This window comes from Sulfitobacter brevis (assembly GCF_900112755.1).
In the GTDB taxonomy this organism is placed as follows: domain Bacteria; phylum Pseudomonadota; class Alphaproteobacteria; order Rhodobacterales; family Rhodobacteraceae; genus Sulfitobacter; species Sulfitobacter brevis.
The window spans coordinates 13,231-33,533 of record NZ_FOMW01000017.1; the positions used below are offsets into that span (position 1 = coordinate 13,231).

Annotated in this window: 15 protein-coding genes and 1 pseudogene; 7 read left to right on the plus strand and 9 right to left on the minus strand. The window is 57.5% G+C overall.

What is annotated here, in order from left to right:
- Positions 1–78 precede the first annotated feature (78 nt).
- Together BM174_RS17740 and BM174_RS17745 are read right to left on the minus strand one after the other, a co-directional pair.
- Positions 79–1,776, minus strand: coding sequence for a recombinase family protein (locus BM174_RS17740; protein WP_093925187.1), 1,698 nt, complete (start codon positions 1,774–1,776; stop codon positions 79–81).
- Positions 1,773–2,234 carry a DUF2924 domain-containing protein gene (locus tag BM174_RS17745; RefSeq protein ID WP_245766436.1) on the minus strand — a complete coding sequence of 154 codons (462 nt, stop codon included), beginning with the start codon at positions 2,232–2,234 and terminating at the stop codon, positions 1,773–1,775. Before BM174_RS17745 ends, BM174_RS17740 begins: the two co-directional genes overlap by 4 nt.
- A 369-nt stretch (positions 2,235–2,603) precedes the next feature.
- Between BM174_RS17745 and BM174_RS17750 the strand changes: the two genes are divergently transcribed.
- The gene (locus tag BM174_RS17750; protein WP_093925189.1) at positions 2,604–3,887 is read left to right on the plus strand and encodes a site-specific DNA-methyltransferase; all 1,284 of its coding nucleotides are present in this window, start codon (positions 2,604–2,606) and stop codon (positions 3,885–3,887) included.
- Positions 3,884–4,579, plus strand: coding sequence for a DUF5681 domain-containing protein (locus tag BM174_RS17755; protein WP_093925190.1), 696 nt, complete (start codon positions 3,884–3,886; stop codon positions 4,577–4,579). The genes BM174_RS17750 and BM174_RS17755 overlap by 4 nt, the downstream gene beginning before the upstream one ends.
- Before the next feature lie 24 nt (positions 4,580–4,603).
- Here the strand turns inward: BM174_RS17755 and BM174_RS17760 are convergent, their stop codons facing one another.
- Positions 4,604–6,073, minus strand: a complete 1,470-nt coding sequence (locus BM174_RS17760) for an ADP-ribosylglycohydrolase family protein (RefSeq protein WP_093925191.1) — start codon at positions 6,071–6,073, stop codon at positions 4,604–4,606.
- A gap of 169 nt (positions 6,074–6,242) precedes the next feature.
- Positions 6,243–7,271: a recombinase family protein gene (locus BM174_RS21625; protein ID WP_425442389.1), complete on the minus strand. Its 1,029-nt coding sequence runs from the start codon at positions 7,269–7,271 to the stop codon at positions 6,243–6,245.
- 83 nt (positions 7,272–7,354) lie between these two features.
- On the opposite strand from BM174_RS21625, the pseudogene BM174_RS17770 reads away from it, so the two are divergent.
- Positions 7,355–7,579 (plus strand): annotated as a pseudogene (locus BM174_RS17770) (transposase); the annotation flags it as partial.
- 63 nt (positions 7,580–7,642) lie between these two features.
- On the plus strand, positions 7,643–8,350 hold the full coding sequence (locus tag BM174_RS17775) for an IS6 family transposase (protein ID WP_093925193.1): 708 nt from the start codon (positions 7,643–7,645) through the stop codon (positions 8,348–8,350).
- Between the two features lie 171 nt (positions 8,351–8,521).
- Here the strand turns inward: BM174_RS17775 and BM174_RS17780 are convergent, their stop codons facing one another.
- A complete protein-coding gene (locus BM174_RS17780) occupies positions 8,522–8,830 on the minus strand; it encodes a hypothetical protein (protein WP_093925194.1) in 309 nt (102 codons plus the stop codon).
- A 228-nt stretch (positions 8,831–9,058) separates the two neighbouring features.
- Between BM174_RS17780 and ku the strand changes: the two genes are divergently transcribed.
- From ku to BM174_RS17795, 3 genes are all read left to right on the plus strand, one after another.
- The gene (ku, locus tag BM174_RS17785) at positions 9,059–9,910 is read left to right on the plus strand and encodes a non-homologous end joining protein Ku (protein WP_093925195.1); all 852 of its coding nucleotides are present in this window, start codon (positions 9,059–9,061) and stop codon (positions 9,908–9,910) included.
- Positions 9,910–12,312, plus strand: a complete 2,403-nt coding sequence (ligD, locus tag BM174_RS17790; RefSeq protein WP_093925196.1) for a DNA ligase D — start codon at positions 9,910–9,912, stop codon at positions 12,310–12,312. The genes ku and ligD overlap by 1 nt, the downstream gene beginning before the upstream one ends.
- Before the next feature lie 104 nt (positions 12,313–12,416).
- Complete coding sequence (locus BM174_RS17795; RefSeq protein ID WP_093925197.1) at positions 12,417–13,340, plus strand: nitrilase-related carbon-nitrogen hydrolase; 924 nt, start codon at positions 12,417–12,419, stop codon at positions 13,338–13,340.
- A gap of 46 nt (positions 13,341–13,386) precedes the next feature.
- Here the strand turns inward: BM174_RS17795 and BM174_RS17800 are convergent, their stop codons facing one another.
- From BM174_RS17800 to BM174_RS17815, 4 genes are all read right to left on the minus strand, one after another.
- Positions 13,387–13,740, minus strand: coding sequence for a response regulator (locus tag BM174_RS17800; RefSeq protein ID WP_093925198.1), 354 nt, complete (start codon positions 13,738–13,740; stop codon positions 13,387–13,389).
- 4 nt (positions 13,741–13,744) lie between these two features.
- Positions 13,745–17,179: a chemotaxis protein CheB gene (locus BM174_RS17805; RefSeq protein WP_093925199.1), complete on the minus strand. Its 3,435-nt coding sequence runs from the start codon at positions 17,177–17,179 to the stop codon at positions 13,745–13,747.
- Positions 17,172–17,834 carry a PAS domain-containing protein gene (locus BM174_RS17810; protein ID WP_093925200.1) on the minus strand — a complete coding sequence of 221 codons (663 nt, stop codon included), beginning with the start codon at positions 17,832–17,834 and terminating at the stop codon, positions 17,172–17,174. Before BM174_RS17810 ends, BM174_RS17805 begins: the two co-directional genes overlap by 8 nt.
- 209 nt (positions 17,835–18,043) lie before the next feature.
- Positions 18,044–20,233, minus strand: coding sequence for an NADP-dependent isocitrate dehydrogenase (locus BM174_RS17815; protein WP_093925201.1), 2,190 nt, complete (start codon positions 20,231–20,233; stop codon positions 18,044–18,046).
- Between the last annotated feature and the right edge of the window lie 70 nt (positions 20,234–20,303).

Here is a 20,303-nt window from a genome sequence, read left to right on the forward strand (position 1 = left end):
GGGAATTTCAAATACCCGATCAGGGAAACAAAGGGCGCTTATCTGGGATTTAGGTGCTGTAGAACAGGGATCTGTGTTTCAAGCTTCCGAGAAGCCGAAGGTGCGCTCTTGCTCACGCCAGCAGAGGGGGATCTTGCTGCGGATCAGACGCGCTAAGCTCAAGTCGATGGGATGGGTGCCGGCCAGGATGTGTTTTTGGATCGTGGGCGAGAGAAAAGCAAGCGGGGCACGGGTTCGAATGTAGGACGTCGAATGGCCCGCTTGGGCTGCAACTTCGGCCAGTGGTGTTCCGGTTCTGAGCCGCTCCGTCCAGACGTGGGCTTGGGCGAGGACGCGCAGGAGCGTGGCATCGGGGGCAGGTATCACCTCACCAGTCGCAATCCGCGTCTCCACGCCTCGACGGCGAATGGTCAGCGGGGCGGTGAAAGAGAGAAACTCTTCGGCGTAGTCGCCGGGGGCAATGCTCAACCAATCCGTGAGGCTGTCCGAAGACAGGGTCAGGTGTACCGCCTTTGGGCAAACAATAACCGAGAGCAATATTTTCGGCAAAGCGAGTGCGCCCTTGGCCTTCAGGTGTTCAATCAGCGCTGTGATGCGGTTCGAGAGCAGAGCAGCGGTCGATGCCTCAGGTGTCGTCAGCACAGTTTGGGATTTTGCGGCTGTCTTCAGATGGCGGATCAAGATCGTAAGCACCGCGTGTTCGAACCCAGCAGCGGGCAGACGCCAGCCGGTTGTGTCTATCCCGCCGGAGATTAATCGGTTCGAAACATAGTAGCAAAACCTGCGACCGCGTCGAAGCGTGTGGGACGGGGTTAGGCGATCCCCAGTCTCGTCACGCACCATGCCAATCAGTGCGGCGGCAGACGTTGCAGCGGGGCAGGACGCGGAACTGTCAGTTGATGACCTGCGACCGCGGGGGCGTTGGCTTGCCTCTTGCAGGCTTGACTGCACGCTGTCCCAAAGCGGTGCATCGATGATTGCGGGGTGTAACCCCGCATAGATTTTGTTTTTGTGCCGGATCTGACCGCGGTAGATCGGGTTGCTGAGTAGATAATGGAGTTGGCCGCGCGACAGCGGCTGGCCTCCAGTGGTCTCGCCGTTTGGCGCAGTACGCGGTTTGGAGATAAGCCCAAGCGCTTTTGCGCGATCCTCGACACCCCGCAAGGACTTCAGTTCCGTGTAGAGTTGAAACACCGTTCGGACGGTGGGCGCTTCGGCTTCGTTAACAACAAGCTCCCTCACTAGGGGATCGGGGTGCGGGTCATAGCCGAGGGGCACGGTACCTCCCATCCAAAGCCCCTTCTTTTTGGAAGCAGCGATCTTGTCGCGGATACGCTCGGCGGTGACTTCACGTTCGAATTGCGCAAATGAGAGAAGTACGTTCAGTGTCAGCCGCCCCATCGAAGAGGAGGTGTTGAAGGCCTGGGTTACTGAGACAAAAGAGCAGCCTGCGGCGTCGAGCCGCTCGACGAGCTTGGCAAAATCTGCCAGCGAGCGGGTCAGTCGGTCTATTTTGTAGACCACGATCATGCCGATCTGTCCGGCATCGATGTCTGCCATCAATCGTTGCAGCGCCGGGCGCTCCAAGGTGCCGCCCGATAGGCCTCCGTCGTCATAACGTGCAGGTAAGAGGCGCCAGCCTTCGTGGCGCTGGCTTGCAATATAGGCAGCGCAGGCCTCAAACTGCGCGTCTAGGGAATTGAACTCCTGATTTAGGCCGTCGTCGGAGGATTTGCGGGTATAGACCGCGCAGCGGATGTGCGGGAGCGCGCTCATTTTGCCCTCCGGCGGACTGGACTATGGGTTTCCGAGGTGCCCCGCGGGGCACCAAAAAATCGAGGCCCGGACCAATGCGCCCCGGTGATGGCGCGGGCGACCGCCGAGAGCGACTGATAGGTCTCTCCCTTGTAGAGATGGCCTTGGTCCGTGACGTCCACAACATGGGTCACGCCGTTCCACTCGCGCAGATAGCGCCCGCGAGACTTGAGGACCGGCTTGGCGGCGCTGGTCTTCCCAGCCGCAAGTTTGGCGAGTTGGGATTTGGCAGATTGTGGCAGGGGACCTTTGGTACAAGCCTGCAGATCAAACGCGATGAACCTGCGCAGAAATGTCTGGCTCAAACGAGCGGGTGGCGGGGTGCCATGAAGCTCGATCCAGAGCGCTAGGAGCGCCTCACGTGGGAGGGATCGGACGTTCGAAATTGGCGGAAGTGATTCGACTTCATTGTGAGTCAAGGTTGGGCTCCGGTGTTGACGGGCCACCATCTGGAGACCCTCGTACCGACCCGAGCCTGAGAATATCAGGCTGGTGATACTTTGCCCTGAACCATGCTTGAAGTCGACCTCGATTGCGGCCCAAAAGCGCTCAATTCTGGTTGTTCGAAGCCCCCTCGGTTGCTAATATGTTCTTGTTAAAAGCAAGTGGCGATAACCTCTTATCGCTGTCTGAGCGGACACTCAAAACATCTACCGGTAGCGCCTCTTCCCGGCCCGAAATCTGCTTTTGGTCCGCACCCACTCAAGCCCGGTTCTCAAATCATTTAACGTTAACTGCTCCTGGCAGCACGCAGATGCGCGGGCCAGGGCCAACATGAGGGGTGCCCCATGCAAGAAAAGATTGAACATCATCCTCCCCACGACCTGCAGCCTTACAAGCGCAACGCGCGAACCCATTCGAAAGCGCAGATCAAACAGATCGCTGACAGCATTGAAGAGTTTGGCTTTACCAATCCTATCCTGGTCAATGCAAAGAACATGATCTTGGCTGGCCATGGCAGGGTCCGGGCAGCCCTTCTGCTCGGCATGGAAACCGTGCCCTGCCTTCAGATCGCCAACCTGACGGAAGCTCAGACGCGGGCCTATATCCTTGCTGACAACAAGCTCGCCTTGAATGCCGGGTGGGACGAGGATCTGCTGGCCAGCGAATTGGCTGATCTGCTGACCATGGAAGACCTGAACTTCGATATTGGCGTGATCGGATTTTCCTCCGCCGACATCGACCGCATGGTCGAGGGGCTGGTGCCGGAAGAGCCAGGCGATCCCGAAGATGACGTAATCCCCACAAAAATCCCGCAGCGGGTCAAAGCGGGGGACGTCTGGCAGATGGGCAATCACCGCCTGATCTGCGGCAATACTTTGAAGGGGGAGGTGGTGCGCTTGCTGATGGAGGGCGCCAAGGCGCGGATGGTGTTCACGGATCCCCCGTACAACGTGCCCATTGAAGGTCACGTAGGCAATTCTGGCAAGACCAAGCACCGGGAGTTCGCGATGGCGGCCGGGGAAATGTCCGAAGAAGAGTTCGTTACCTTTCTCACCTCTGCAATGCGCAATTTGCGCGACTACAGTCATGATGGGTCAATCCACTTCATCTGCATGGATTGGCGGCACATGTCGGAGATGTTGGCGGCGGGCGCCGAGGTATATCATAGCCTGAAGAACCTGATCGTCTGGGTGAAAGATAACGGCGGCATGGGGACGTTCTACCGCTCGCGGCACGAACTGATCTTTGCCTTCAAACACGGCACAACGCCGCATGTGAACACCTTCGAGTTGGGCCAGCATGGTCGCTACCGCACAAACGTCTGGCAGTATCGCGGCGTCAACACCCGTAAGACCAGTCGCATGGATGAGCTGACACTGCATCCCACGGTGAAACCTGTACAGATGATCATGGATGCAATCCGGGATGTCTCGGCGCGCGGCGATATCGTACTGGATCTGTTTGGCGGCTCCGGCTCCACCCTCATCGCTGCCAGCAAGACTGGCCGTCGCGCCTACCTCGCCGAATTGGACCCGAGCTATTGCGATACCATTCTCGCGCGTTGGGAGGCCTATACCGGGGACCAGGCGGAACAGGTCGTCTGCGGTTGGCCGCGGAGTGAAGTATGATGGACCATGGTAAAGACGATCCGAGCGACAAACGGGCCAAAAGCTACAAGGTTGGCTATGGTAAACCTCCCTCGCATACGCAGTTTGCGAAAGGCAGATCGGGCAATCCGAACGGCCGCCCGCGCGGATCAAAGAACAAGCCAGTTGATCTGCAAGGGTGGGGGTTCCGCGATGACTTCTTGCGCGAGGCAGGACGGCAGGTTCCAGGGCAACAAGAGGGTAGCCTGACCATGATGCAAGCGACAGTGCGCCGCACGTTTGCTGATGCGATCAGGGGTAGAGCACGAGCACAGGAGCTGATCCTCCGGCAAATGGCTCAGATCAGTTCCGCGGATCAAGCTCTTGAGGCTGAATTTATCAAGAGCATGATGGAAGCCAAAGCGAGTGGGGAACTGGAGCTCGCGCGGCGTGCGCGGCTCGGTCTTGAAAACGAACCGGAACTGGTTCCACATCCCGATGATATCTTGATCAATCCCGAAACAGGCACCGTGTCAGTGCGTGGCCTCTATACTGAGGAAGAAAGGAAGCAATTCGCAACGCTGCGAGCTCACGCTGAAGTTCTGCGGGCCTATCTTGCGCAGCTCGCCGAAATGATCGCTGCCGAAAAATCGGCGTCGGGTCGCAAAGCGTTCAAAAAACTGCGTTCTGAAGTGCAGGCCAGACTGGATGAGGTCGAAAACGCACTGTCTTAAAGCGGCAGCGCGCGTTTTGATTGCTCAGCAGCGTACGGCTTGTGTAACCAGGGCGTCCGCCGCCTCTGACAGCCGGTCGCCCCAAGCGAGCCTTTTACGCCACTCCTCTGGAATTCCTTTCACACCGTAAAGTGCACCGGCCAGTTGGCCAGTGATGGCCCCGGTGGTATCCGCGTCTTCGCCAAGGTTGGCCGCGAGCAGCACTGCGGCGTGATAGGTGCCGGTACGCCCGACGGACCACAGCGAGGCTTCAAGTGAATGTGCGACATAGCCGGAGGCGCGGATGTCCTTGCGCGACTTGCCGCGCCAAGAGCCATGCAGAATGCTGTCGATCTTGCCCGCGTAGCCTTCGTGATGAGCGCGCAGGGCGTCTGATGGCCGCGCGCCCGCTATCGCGTCTGCCAGTACCTCGGCATAGGCCACGCAGGCCTCCACTGCTTCCAGGGCCGCATGGGTGGTGAGGCTTTGTCGTGCGGCGACATCGCGCAGCATCGGCCGGTTGTTGAAATGCCGGATGGCGACCGGAGCGAGCCGCATCAGGCTGCCATTGCCAGCACTCATCGGATCGGTTGAGCCTGCAAACGGATCGCCCGTCGTCTGCCACCGCGCCAGTGCCTGACGTGTGGTGATGCCAATGTCGAAACAGCGTCCGGTGCAGGAATAGGTGCCCTGTGCGTGCCAGTCGACAAAGCGATTTATCAGGTCGCGCGCGTCGAGGGCCGGATCCTGCTGCAGGCTGTCAGCCAGTGCCAAGGCCATTGCTGTGTCGTCAGTCCAATGACCCGGCTTCAAGCCGAAGGGACCGCCACCCACCATGTCCGTGAGGGCAGCGTAGGTGTCGCGGGCCTTAAACTCGAGCGTGGTGCCCACCGCATCGCCAACCGCGAGGCCGAGAAGCGCGCCCACTGCGCGGTCCCGGATTGCAACCGCCGAGGTGTCGGGGGTGGTTTCAGGCACTACACGTTGCGCCATTACATGGGCAAGTTGGGCGCTGGTCTCGATGGCGCCGGGACGGACCGCGCGCACGGCTTTGACGGCTTCCTCCGGTGCCACGCCCATGCCGATCACTAACCGCGCCGCCGCCGTGCCCGCGCGGCCCAGCCCGCCTTTGCAATGGACCAGAACGTCGAATCCGGAGCGGAGCCGGTGCATTAGGTCGGGAGCGACAACATCCCATTGCTGCTCGAACGTGGCGTCGGGCACAGAGACATCCGGGATCGGAAGGTGAAACCAGTCCATATGACGCGCACGGACTTCGTTGCCCATCGCAGGCACCTTGAGCGTGACCAGCTCGTGATCTTCCACCAATGTAACAACCGCAACGGCGCCCCAATCGGCGATGGCATCAAGATCAATCCCGAGGTCACGGTTCCAACTGCCTGACATCGCACCGGGCTGGACTTTTCCAGGACAGAAGGTAATGCCGATCCGCCCGCTGCCCGTTGCGGGCTGTACTGTGGCGATCTGTAAAGGATGGGTCTGGCTAGTGCGCATATAAAAGGCTCCCTGAAATGTCGGCAGCGGTCAAATAACTCTCTGCCACCGCCCGGCGCGAGCGGTAGACAAGCAATGCTCCGAACATGTTGAAATGCAAGGGGAAAGGTGAGGTTGGGGCTTTGAGCTTTAGGTCAGTTTCTACATTCTGTAAGGAAAAGGGGGCGCTCTAGTTCGAATCCCCTTCCGACCGCCATACACGAACAAAAGTGGGCACCGAAGAAAGTGCTACACGCCCGTTCTTGATAGCATTCTCGAAATTAGACCGACGACCGGAGATGGTTATTGTTTCTTCGCCTACTATAATTTCATCTACGAGCGCACGTAGGTGACCCTTTTTCATATGTATGGCGTTGCCTTGGAAAGCTTCGGAGAGCAAACTTACATAATCTGAGATTTTTGTATGGTCGACCTTGTCCTTAGGTAGTAATTCGGCCGCAACTTGATCACGTTGCCTACAAGACTGATCGAAATTCACCTTAGCATCTGAGAACCGCTTTTTAAAGTCGGGATCGACTATATCCACCAAGCCGTTTTGAACCAGTTGGTATAAATTATCGATTACTCGCTTAGCGACAAGCACTTCTGATTCACGTTCATTAAGGATTGCTTCGATATCCTGCCAGGACTGCTGGCTCTGCGCGGCCAATGGCGCAAGAATGTTCTTGATCGCTCCCACGGAAACAAACGCCTTCGTTGCTTCCTGCATTATTAGCGCATCAAAGTCATACATCGGAACGCTTCGACCAACACAGCTTGTCGGACCTGTTCTCATTCTGTTTGAGCACGCATAGTATTTGTACGATCCGCCTTTACCGGTGCGCATGGTCATCGCGCTTGTGCAATGTGGGCATTTCGCCAAGCCTGTGAGTAAGACGGGGCCAGTGACGACTCGGGGCGGTGTTCTCTGGGGGTTTCGCTTCGTCAAAAGTTGCTGGACGGCTTCAAACTCAGCTTTGTGTAGTATCTCCGGAGCCGGAACAGAGATATCAGCACCGCCGTTTTGGGAGCTGTGGAATATAAAGGTGCCCGAATATACTGGGTCCCGTAGCATTCGATGCAACGTTCCTATACCCCATTTTTTCCCACTACGGGTTCGGTAACCACGCTCGTTTAGCCAATTTACGATTGCTTTAATGCCCATGGGCCCCCGCAAGCCGTCGCCTTCCAGGAACAGTTTGAAGATCTGGCGCATCAACGCAGCGTCTTCGGTAATCCCCCCTAAAATTAGTGGTGTTCAAAAGTAGAATTTTCTCGGCAAGATATCTGAGGAGATTTACGATGAAGAACGGACGATTTAGCGATGCGCAGATCATGGCTGTGTTGAAGCAGGCGGAGGGCGGTGTGCCGGTCTCTGAGCTTTGCCGGGAGCATGGGATGAGCAGTGCCAGCTTTTACAAATGGCGGGCCAAATTTGGCGGTATGGACGCGTCGCTCATCGTAGAGATGAAGGACATGGCCGAGCAGAACCGCCGCCTCAAGAAGATGTATGCGGAGATGAGCATGCAGAATGGCTCTGTCAGAAGAAAACTTGTTGAGGCGGGTAGGGCGAGCATTTAGCGTCGCGGGATGACAAAGCACAGCCCCTTCCGATATTTCAAGACGAGCCCCGAGATCATCCGACTGGCGGTTATGATGTATGTTCGGTTTCCGCTTTCGCTTCGCAATGTTGAAGATATTTTGCACGAACGCGGCATCGATATCAGCCACGAGACGGTTCGTTTTTGGTGGAACAGGTTTGGCCCGCTGTTTGCTGCTGAGGTCCGCAAGAAAAGAGTCAGCCAGATGCGCGCATATTCAAATTGGCAATGGCACTTGGACGAGGTGTTTGTGAAGATCAACGGCGAGACGCACTACCTCTGGCGGGCCGTGGATCACGAAGGGGAAGTCTTGGAAAGCTTTGTCACAAAGCGCCGTGATCGCAAGGCAGCTTTGAAATTCCTAAGAAAAACAATCAAACGCCATGGCCGCCCACATATTTTCGTCACCGACATGCTGCGTTCCTATGGCGCGGCGCTGAAGGTCATCGGCAATGTGGACAAACAAGAAACTGGCCGCTGGCTCAACAATCGAGCCGAGAATTCACACCAGCCATTTAGACGAAGAGAGCGGGCCATGCTTCGCTTTAGGCGGATGCGAACCTTGCAAAAATTCGTCGCCGTCCATGCCTCAGTTCACAACCATTTTAATGCGGAGCGCCACCTCTACAGCCGATCAAATTTCAAGCTGAACCGCGCCGCCGCTCTTGCCGAGTGGCGCGGCCTCTGCGCAGCCTAAAATATTGAGATCGCTGGAGAACAGAGACTGGTTCGCATTTGTCTGACAGCACCATTTAGAAAATTAATTGCCGTATCACGGGGGCCGTCCACAGAAATGAATGGGGAAGCCATAGTTTACTGGCTTGGGAGGGGCAGGGAGCCCATCAATGCACGGCAATCCCGGTCATGCCTAAGGCACCAGCTCCAACTTTGCCGCGTTGCCCTTAATATTCAAGACACGGTCCAACCAGCGCGTAGCACGGGCCGAGATATTTTGGGTACTTTGCTCCAAACGGGGCCGCAGCTTAATCACAACCACCTCATCTTCAATACCCAGTTGGGTTTGTAGCCAGCCACAGACATCGTCAACATCTGTGGCCAGCTCGATCCCCCACAAACATTCGCCGATCGCAACGGCTTCCAGACTCTCCATTATGGCATCAAGGTTATCGGAATCCTGCTTACGGTTCGCGTTGAACGTGACCAGATATGCGCCCACTCGATACACTCCATTTTGTGATATTGTGCCAACTTCCGCTCGGTCGATTGACCTTCTCAGCTAAAAGTTGCGAAAGTCCACAGTAAGACAACTAATGGTTTTGTCAACTTTTTGAGGCAATTTGTTGGTCCGTGCAGGGACAGACGGAGCGGTCAGACGGCGGTTCATTATGACGCTTGAACCAAAGCAGGTGCCGCGCGTTGTCCTACATTATTAAGGAGATATGTTATGGCATCCCGCGCGGTCTGGACCGGTCAGATACGGCTTTCCCTTGTTTCGATTCCTGTAGAAATCCACTCGGCCACCAAGACGGGGGCTCGGGTCAGTTTCCGCCAAATCCATGGTCCTTCCGGCAAGCGGGTGCGCTATGAGAAATCCGTGCCGGGGATCGGTCCGGTGAAGGCCGAGGATATTCTGAAGGGTTATGAACTCGAGAATGACGAGTATCTACTTTTGGAAAAGGACGAGGTCGACGCGATCAAGCTTGAGACCAAAAAGACGCTGGAACTGGTGCAGTTTGTCGGTCTCACGGAAATCCCCCCCCTCTATTATGACCGACCCTATTACGTCGTGCCGACCGATGATCTGGCCGAGGATGCCTACCGCGTTGTGCGCGATGCGCTGCGGCAGGCCAATAAGGTCGGTCTGGGGCAGCTGACCATGCGGGGCAGGGAGCATCTGTGTGCCTTGCGTCCCTGTGGCGACGGTATCTTGCTCGAAACGCTGCATTATGCAGATGAGATTAAGGAGGCTGATCCGCTCTTTTCGCAGATCGAGGATGATCCTGCGGATGCGGATCTGTTGGAGGTCGCGACGCAGCTGATTGATCGCAAGACTGGCAAATTCGACGCTGCCGCGTTTACGGATCACTACGATGCAGCCCTGCGGGACCTGATCGACCAGAAACGCAAATCCAAGAAGACCCCGCGGGCGCGGGCAGGGGACGACGATGCGCCCTCGGCCGAGAATGTGGTCGATCTGATGTCTGCTCTGAAAGAAAGCCTAAAGAAAGACGGTGCGAAAAAGGCGAGCGCTAAAAAGGCCAAGCCTCGCGCCGCAGGCACTAAAAAGTCGGCCTGATGGGCTGCCTCGACCGCTATAACGAGATGCGGGATTTCGACCGCACACCGGAGCCGTCGGATAGTACTGGCGCGGGCCATCTGGCGCTGCGCTATTCGATGCAAAAGCACGCAGCAACCCGCCTGCATTTCGACCTGCGGCTGGAATGGGACGGGGTACTACTTTCTTGGGCCGTCACGCGCGGGCCGTCCTATGATACAGGCGAGAAACGCCTTGCTGTGCGCACAGAGGACCATCCGCTTTCCTACCTCACTTTCGAGGGCACGATACCCAAGGGTAACTACGGGGCGGGCATCGTAATGTTGTGGGATATCGGCCATTGGGAGCCGCTCATTCCGGTCGAAAAAGGGCTTGCGAAAGGGCATCTGCACATGCGGCTGCATGGCGCGCGACTGGCAGGGGATTGGCATCTGGTGCGGATGAAGTCCGAGGGAAAGCGCGAGAACTGGTTGATGACCAAAGCCGATGATGACGCCGCTGGTGCCCGTGATCCTGTCACGCATTATCGCCGGTCGGTTTTGTCTAACCGCACAAAAGTTGAAATATCAGGAGAGAAAGCCTCGGTTGTGCTCCACTCAGGGAAGCGGCCGAGTTTTGCCAAACCACAGCTCGCGACCCTTTCGGACGAGATGGTCGAGGGGGAGGGGTGGTGGCATGAGGTGAAGTTTGACGGCTACCGCGCGCAAGTCGCTCTGGGAGCGGGGGGGGCGCGTGTGTTTACTCGCAACGGCAAAGACTGGACGGAGCAATTTGACAGCCTCTTGCCCGCCTTCGATGAACTCGACTGTGAGAACGCCCTGATCGACGGTGAGATCGTCGCGGGGGCCGGTGTCACCGGCTTTTCTGGTCTGCAGCAGGCGATTAAGGCAGGCGGGCCTTTCCGGTTTTATGGATTCGATCTGCTGTCGTGCGACGGGTCCGATGTGACCAGCAGGCCGCTGACCGATCGCCGCGCCCTGCTTGAAAAAATATGGAAGCCGCTGCCGCTGCTCGGGCCTGCACAGCTTTCCCCCGTCATTGTGCAGGATGCTGCCGAAACCTTCGACACGATTTGCGCGTCAGGCGGCGAGGGCATCATCGCTAAACGCTTGGATGCGGCCTATCAAAGTAAACGCAGCACGTCTTGGCGCAAAATTAAGTGCCAACGCAGGGACGAATTTGTGATCCTTGGCTGGCAGGAAAGCGACAAACGCGGGCGTCCCTTTGCATCGCTTGCTTTGGGCGTGCGCGAGGGCAAAGGGTGGTCCTATCTGGGTAAAGTCGGCACCGGCTTTAACGACGATCAGATGGCGGATTTGGCGGCTGCAATGCGCCCGTTGGTCTGCAAAACAGCGCCTGTGGACATCACTCCGGCAGAGGCTCGCGGGATCACTTGGATCACCCCGCGCCTTGTGGCCGAGATCTCCTACGCCGAGCGCACCTCGGAAGGGCGGTTGCGTCATGCGGTATTTCACGGGCTGCGCGCCGACAAACCCGCCCGCGCTGTGACGCTTGATAACGATGTGGTGCCTGAGGACCGCCCGTTGGTTGCGGGGATTGGCATTTCCTCGCCCGAACGGCTGGTGTTCCCCGGCGCCGCCTATACCAAACTGCAAGTCGCGCAATATTACGAACGTACCGCTGAGCGCATTCTGCACGCCGCCGCAGACCGGCCGCTGTCATTGCTGCGGCTGCCGGAAGGTTTGAAGGGACAGCAGTTCTTTCAGAAACATGCGGGCAAAGGCTTTCCCGAAGGCTTGAAGGTGATCGACATCACCCAAAGCGATGGCAAGGCCGAGCCCTATATGTTTGTAGCAGATGCCGCTGGCTTGGTCGCAGCAGCCCAAATGGGCACAATCGAATTTCATATCTGGGGCAGTAGGCGGGACCGGCTGGAGCGGCCTGACCGTATGGTTTTTGATCTCGACCCCGACGAGGGGCTGGGGTTTGACGCGGTGAAAGAGGCGGCAGTAGACATTCGCGATACATTGCAAGGCCTCGGGCTGCCATCATGGCCGTTGTTGTCAGGCGGGAAAGGGGTGCATGTCGTGGTGCCGCTGCGCCGCGTTTCAGGCTGGGATACGGTCAAGCTCTATGCCCATGTTTTCTCCCAGCTTGTCGCCAGCAGGGCACCTGATCGCTATACGACCCAGATGTCCAAGGCCAAACGCAAGGGGCGCATCTTCATTGATTGGCTACGCAACGAACGCGGCGCAACGGCGATTGCACCATTTTCCCTCCGCGCACGCCAAAATGCGCCCGTCGCCGTGCCTGTGTCGTGGGAAGAGCTTGCTGACATCAAAAGTGCTGCTGCGTTTACTTTGGAAACGGTTGCCAAGCGAAGCTGGGAAAACGTGGAGATTCCCCCCGCCGTTGGCATCACCGCAAAGAGCATCGAGCGGCTGGAAGCGGCGTTCAAGTGACGCGCTGAGGCGGGGCACGGGCGAGAGATTGGTGCCCTTACCCTGTTCAGATGGCTCCCGCGCTTTAGATAGTGGAACTGAACCGCATCTGGGCTGGAAAAATAATGGAATATGTATCGATTGATCTATGGGCTGCCAATCTTGAGCCGGTGGTGCCGGACCTCAACACATGGCTGGCAGGATTAGAGGCGCGGGTTGCGCAAACAGCGCAGCGTGGGGCGCAGATGTTGGTGTTGCCCGAGTTTGCCTGTGCGCAGTGGTTAAGCTTTGCCCCTGCCGATTTGCCCACCGCGAACACGATGGGTTGGCTCTACGAATGTGGCCAAATCGCCCTTGACGCGATTGCGGGCATGTCAGCGCAATACGGCGTATCGATCCTGCCGGGGACGATCCCCTTTGCCGCAGGTGAACGTGACGGGGTGATGACCTATCTCAACCGTGCGTGGTTGCTGACGCCAGATGGGTCGCGGCATGCGCAGGATAAGCTGAGCCTGACCCCGCTTGAAGAGCACGGCGCGGGGGGCATCACGGTCCACGGTGAAACGATCAATGTGATCGAATGGAACGGCCTGCGGATTGCAATGATCATTTGTCTGGACAGCGAGTTCACCAGCCTTTGGTCGCGGTTAGGGATGCTCGACCTTGATTTGGTGATCATTCCGGCAAAGACCGATATGATTACCGGCTATAATCGGGTTTTCAGCTGTGCCCGTGCCCGCGCGATCGAGCTTCAGACGGTGGTTTGCGTTTTGGGGGCCGTCGGTGTGCCGTTCGGCCAGATCGCAACCGATACCGGAGTTGGCGGGGCAAGCGTGTTCACGCCCTGCGATGTCGGCGCTTCGCTGGATGGTATTCACGCAACGCTCGCACCGCAGACGGCGGCAATGATGACCGACCTGGTGTTGATGGCTACGGATATTCCTGTCGGCCCTTGTCGCCGCATCCGCAACGGCCATGCCGAGGCGGAGGTTTGTCCGGCGCTTTGGGACGCGGGTCATCTTACCGTGGTCGAGCCTGCGAAGATTTGAGATCGGGGCGCGCGGGCAGGGTCCGCGCGCCGCTTATTGTCGCGCGCTATTTATCGCGTGCCTGTTGCTCCACGATCGCCAGCAATTCATTTGGTGTTGAAGGTTTTTCACAAAACGCGGCATGGGGGTAATCGCTGCCATAGTTATAAGCCCCTGCATGGCCAGAATGAAAGACCAGCGGAATGGCATGGTCTGACAGCCATTTAGCCAGTGGATCGACCACGCCATCTGCCAGACGCACATCCAGAAAGCCAAGCTCCGGCGGGTTGGCTTGGGCAACTCTCAAGGCTTCGGCGACAGTCGGATAAGGGCCATCCACCTCATGCCCCGCATCCTCGAATGTATCCTTGATATCGAGCCCGACCAGAAGCTCGTCTTCTACCAATAGAATTTTTACCATTTACTTAACTTTCTTCACGTCCAGACAATTTTAGTGTCCATTGAAAGATGTTGCCCGAAAGCGCGTTGTCCAGTTCTGCCTGCAATTGACGTGCCGCAATCTGCAAAAGATGTGATCCGAAACCTGCCGTGTTCGTCGCGGGGTCAGGCGCAGACGTCAGGACCTCGCGCCATGTCAGTTCACAACCGCCCTCACGCGACCCCGTCCATGAGATATGCAAATTTCCGGCATTCTCGCTCAACGCGCCGTATTTCACCGCATTGGTGGACCATTCATGCAGGATCAATGCCAGCGGTGTTACATCGGCCTGCTGAAGCTGCACTTCCGGGCCGCTAATTTCAATTTCGAACTGGGTCAGAAACGGTTTGAGGATGGCGCTCAACAAGTCCTCAAGCGTGATCCCCTCGTTAATATCGGGACGATTGGTTAGCGCGTGGGCCCGTCCGAGGCTGGAGATATTATCGCGAAGGTCGTCTGCCAGTTGCTTGGTGCTGGTGGCCTTGCGCGACATGGTTGAAACCATCGCGCTGATCACCGCAAAGAGGTTTTTGACGCGGTGATTCATCTCACCGATCATCAATTCGCGGTTCTCGGCCAGATAACGGTCTGCGGTCACGTCAAAGCTGACGCCAAGGATCCGCGTCGGGCCATCGCCGACAATAGGGCGGGCCAAGGTGCGCAGCCAGCGGGGCCGTTCGTGTGGGCCGCGCGGGACGCGAAACTCGACAGTGACCTCTTTTTCCTCAGCTATGCACTCCTCAAGGCTGCGGCGCAGATTTTCGCGGTCTTTTTCAATAACACGTTCGTATAGCAGGGCTTCAGGGTGGCCACCTGCCTCTGGTATGCCGAGTAACTTGGCTTGCCCCTCATCAATCACGGCGCGGTTTAGTTCCGGTTGGTACTCCCAGATACCGATGCCAGCCAATTGCACGGCAAGCTCCAACTGTTCGCGCTCCTGATCAAGCTCGGCCTGCAATGAGGTCATCTCGGTGATGTCGGTAAAGACCATCGTAACGCCTTCCTGAGCGCCGCTGCGCACAAGATAGGGATGCACGATTAGCATCCATTGCCGCGAGCCATCGGACTGTGACATCGGCAACCGCTCAAGGCTGTTGTCTTTGATCACGCGGGCGGCTGCGGCCAGATGCGCGTCGCTGGACAGCAGGCTGGTGACTTGGTTGAGTGGCCGCCCGTGATCGCCGCGTTGGAACGGGAAAATCTCGAGCGCCGCGTCGGTAAAGCTGCGCAGCCGCAGATCATTGTCCAGCACAACAACGGGGAGCTGTGTGGATTCAAAAAAGTTTTTCAGATCATCGTTGGCGACGCTCAGCTGGTCGACCTTCTCCTTCGACTCATCGTTAACGGTCGAAAGCTCTTCGTTTGTCGATTGAAGCTCCTCGTTCATCGACATCATTTCTTCGTTCGAGCTTTTGAGCTCCTCGTTCGCGGTCTCCAGCTCTTCGGTCTTGTCGCGCAGCTGGCGGCGGGTGTGTTGCAACTCGCCCTCCAACATTTCGACCTGACCGTTTGCGGGGCCGAGATCCATCAGATCATCGTCCTGCTCGGCCTCGAAACCATCAACATCTCGGAAGACCATCAGCACCGTATCATCGGCCAGCGGATCGGCCACGACGTTAATCTTCTGACGACCGAATTCGGCCCGCACCACGACGTCGCGCGCGATCATCCGCTGGCGGCTTTCGCAGGCCTGGCGCATCAGCGGTAGCAGTACTTCGCGCAGGCCCGGCCGTGCGGCACGGGAGGCTGAATGGTTGGAGCCTGCCGAGAATTCAAAGTAACGCCCTAGCCTGCCGTAAATCTCGATCAGGTTTCCGTTCCGGTCCAGCACCACGCCCGGCATCGCATAACGCTCGGCCAGCCGTTCCAGCGCGAGGTTTCGAGTTGTGCTTTGGTCGCGCTGTGCCGGCGTCTCGGCGCGCCGTCCGCGCAGTTGCCGGTCAGAGATCGACGGCAGCTGGATCGGATAGCGGGGGGTGCTGTCTATGCGGGAAAATATTCGGGCGCGGTGGTTGATCGGGGTGAACAGATCATCGGCACGGCCAATCGTCTCGGACGGGCCGAGAAACAAAAACCCTTTTGGCTGAAGCGCATAGTGGAAAATCGGCAGGACGGCTGATTGCAATCCGTCGCCGAAATAGATGAACAGATTGCGACAACAAACGAGCGAAAGGCGTGAGAACGGTGGGTCCTTGATCACGCTATGGGAGGAAAACCGCACCATGTCGCGCACACCGGGCGAAATACGGAAATGGTCGCCATGCTGGATGGTATAACGTTCGCGCAGGTCTTCGGGGATATCCATCAGCGAGGAGGCCAGATAGCGGCCTTCACGCGCAATTTCCAGCATCTGTTCGTCGATGTCGGAGGCGAAAATATTGATCCGCAGGGAGGCGTTCTGGCGCAGCGCTTCTTCGTTAAGGATCATCGCAAGGGTATACGCTTCTTCGCCGCTGGAGCAGCCCGGCACCCAAACGCGAATTTCCTGATGCGGGTTGGCCCGTTCTACCAGTGGCACGATCACACTTTCGCGCAGTGCCTCGAAGTATTCAGGGTCGCGGAAGAAGCGGGTGACGTTGATCAGCAGGTCGCGTTGCAAGGCTGCGGCCTCATTCGCGTCGTCGCGCACCCTCTTGCGATAGGCGCCAGCGTCGGTCAACTGTAGCACCTGCATGCGGCGCTGGATGCGACGCGCAAGCGTGGTGTGTTTATAACCGGTGAAGTCGTTACCGACGTGTTTGCGTAGGGTTCGGCAAATGGCGTCAATCTGCTCGCTGTCGCCAACGACGGATCCCTTATCATCAATCGCGCGGCCAAAATAGTCGCGCAGCCGGTCCAGCATGTTTTCCGGCGCTAGCACGAAGTCGACCATGCCTGTGGACACAGCCGAAAGCGGCATGCCGTCGTATCGGGCGGACTTGGGTTCCTGCACCAAAGCCAACCCGCCGTGTTCCTTAATCGCACGCAGGCCCAGCGTGCCATCCGCGCCCGTGCCCGAAAGGATCACACAGGCGGACATCGCGCCCAGATCATCCGCCAGAGACATGAAGAAATCATCAATGGGACGGCGCAGCCCGCGCGGTTGCACGAACGGCTCTAGCGCCAGTTTACAATTGCGGATCACCAGCCCGTGCCCAGGGGGAATGATATAGACATGATCCGGCAGCACGGTCTCGCCGTCTTCGGCCTGTCGCACGTTGAGCGAGGTTTGCCGCCCTAGAAGGTCGGCCAACATGCTTTCGTGGTTCGGATCAAGATGCTGGACGATGACATAGGCCATGCCGGTGGGCAGCCGCGCTGGTTCTAGGAACGCACGCAGTGCCTCCAACCCGCCAGCGGACGCACCAATACCGATAACCGGCGTGGAAGGATCGCGCGAGATCGGGGTCTCGGGCTCGGGTGTGGCAGTTTGGTTATCCATGCAGTCGGATACCTGCGATAGTTGCCGCCGATTGTGATAAAAGCTCGGCGGATTGGCGCATCATCAGGCCGAAGTTCTTGCCAAAATCGGTCACGTCTTCGATGCTTTTGCCCAATTGGTGATCATAGGTTTTAAGTTCACTATAGCTATTTGCAGCAGAGAGATCGAATTGGGAGGCGAAGATGAACGACCCTTCGCCGGTTTGATTTTTTAATCGTGACATAAACACAAAATTGTCAAAGCGGCTCCCATCGGCGCGCATATTGGGCACTTCGAAGCGGCCGGCATTCACCGATGGATCGTCCAGAAAAGCCCGCATCTGCGCGCGGGCGTCTTTCGTATCCTCGGTTTCAGGCTGCAAAAAGCGGCAGTTTTTTCCGACGACATCAGATTCCGCGTAACCGGTCAGCCGGCAGAAAGCATCATTGACGCTTACCAAGGGCTCGTCAGGCGTACCGATGGCCCCCAAGGCCAGCGCGATCGGCGCATTTTGCATGTATCTGATAAGCGCATCCGGCACTGTCGAGCTCATTCCGTCGGTCCTTTGTCTGACGACACGGTGCTTTGGTAGAGTTTCGACGGGACAGTACCCCATGTGCCGAAAAGCGGTGCCGGTTTGACAGAAGTACTTATTGCAGCCGCCTAAATTGTCCATGCGGGAGGGAATAAAAGTATGGTGGTTTCATGCGTATTTTGATTGCGAGGATATCGCCATCTTCCTTGGCGAGTACCTGCACGTTGGCCCGCAGCGCGCGAAGTCTCTCAAAGAGCCTTGACGCCTGATTTAGCGTTGATCATGGGTCTGTTAACGCAAAAAGGGCCACTGTTTCATAAAACAGCGGCCCCGATTGGTACGTTACCGGATCAACCGATGATCGCGTTCAAAGTCGCGGAAGGCCGCATGACGGACGCAGTTTTCGCGGCATTCGTGCGGAAATAACCGCCCAAATCGACGGCATCCCCTTGAACTTCGGCCAGTTCAGCAAGGATTTTACTTTCGCTAGCGGCCAACTCTTTTGCAATCGGGGCAAAGTGCGCGGCCAACTCGGCATCTTTCGACTGCGCTGCCAACGCATCGGCCCAATAGCGGGCAAACCAATAGTGGCTGTTGCGGTTGTCAGGCTCGCCGACCTTGCGGGAAGGTGAATGGTCGTTATCCAAGATCCCTTGGGTCGCGGCATCAACCGCTTCACCCAGAACACGGGCTTTTTCATTGCCCTTGGCGTCCGCCAGGAAGGTCAGGCTTTCGCCAAGTGCGCAGAATTCGCCCAAGCTGTCCCAGCGCAGGTGGTTCTCTTTTTCAAGCTGCTGGACGTGCTTTGGGGCTGAACCGCCCGCACCGGTTTCAAACAAGCCGCCGCCGTTCATCAGTTTGACGATCGACAACATCTTGGCCGAGGTCGCCAGTTCGAGGATCGGGAACAGATCAGTGAGGTAATCGCGCAGCACGTTGCCGGTGATGGCGATGGTGTTGTCGCCCTTGGTGATCGTCTCCAACGAGGCGCGGGTCGCTTCACGCGGGGCCATGATCTCGAATTTGTCGGCAACGCCTTTTGCTTCGAGGATCGGCTTCACGTAGGCGATAAGTTCGGCGTCGTGGGCACGGCTCGCGTCCAGCCAGAAGATCGCGCTGCAGCCTTCGGCTTTTTGACGGTCGATCGCAAGGTTCACCCAGTCTTCGATAGGCGCCTTGCGGGTCGAGGCCGAGCGCCAGATGTCGCCTGCTTCGACGTTATGCTCATGCAGCACGGTGCCATCGTCGAGGATCATCTTAACGGTGCCAGCTTCGGCAATCTCGAAAGTGGTTGGGTGCGAGCCGTATTCCTCTGCCTTCTGCGCCATCAGGCCGACGTTTTGCACTGTGCCTGCAGTGGCCGGATTCAACTTACCGTTTTCTTTGAAAAAGTTTACGGTTTCGTCATACACAGGCGCATAAGAATTGTCTGGAATGACGCAGTTGGTATCGGATTCTTTGCCATCTGGCCCCCAGCCTTTGCCGCCCGCACGGATAAGCGCAGGCATCGAGGCGTCGATGATGACATCCGAGGAGACATGCAGGTTGGTGATACCCTTATCTGAGTCGACCATATACATCGGTGGGCGGGCCGCCATGCAAGCGTCAATGTCAGCGACGATTTCGGCGTTGCCTTTCACGCGGGCCAGCAGGTCGCCCAGACCGGAATTGGCATTTACGCCCAGTTCGCGCATCGCCTCACCGTGTTTTTCAAAAACCGGCGCGAGGTAGGCTTTGACTGCGTGGCCAAAGATGATCGGGTCCGAGACCTTCATCATTGTGGCCTTCATGTGCAGCGAAAACAGGGTGCCTTCAACTTTGGTTTTGGCGATTTCGTCAGCCAAGAAGGTCTGGAGTGCAGCAACGCTCATGAAGGTGGCATCAACGACGGTGCCGGCGGGGTAGGAAATCCCGTCTTTCAGCACTGTTTCGCCCGCATTGGTGACCAGAACGATCTTGGCAGTGGCGTCTTTTGACAGCGTGGCAGAAACTTCGTTGGAGAAGAAATCACCCCCCGACATCGCCGAGACGTGGGTTTTGCTGTCGGCCGCCCAATCGCCCATGCGATGCGGATTCTTCTGGGCAAAGCTTTTCACGGCCTTGGCCGCGCGACGATCCGAGTTGCCTTCGCGCAAAACCGGGTTCACGGCTGAGCCTTTTATGCCATCATATTTAGCACGGATTGCTTTTTCATCGGCAGTCTCGGGTGCTTCGGGGTAATCGGGCAGGGCAAAACCCTGAGCCTGAAGCTCTTTGACTGCGGCTACAAGCTGCGGCACCGAGGCGGAGATATTCGGCAATTTGATGACATTTGCATCGGGCGTTTTCACAAGACGCCCTAAATCGGCGAGGTCATCCGACTGGCGCTGTGCCGCGCTGAGGTGCTCCGGAAAGGTGGCCAGAATGCGGGCAGCAAGGCTGATATCCTTGGTGCCGACGGACACGCCTGCAGCGGCGGCGAATTTCTGGATGATCGGCAGGAAGGACGCGGAGGCAAGCTCCGGTGCTTCGTCGACTTTGGTGTAGATGATATCGGACATAGGACACTCCATAGGGCGGGATTTACCCTCCCATATCCAATCTATCCTGCAAGGTCGACAGTATACCTTC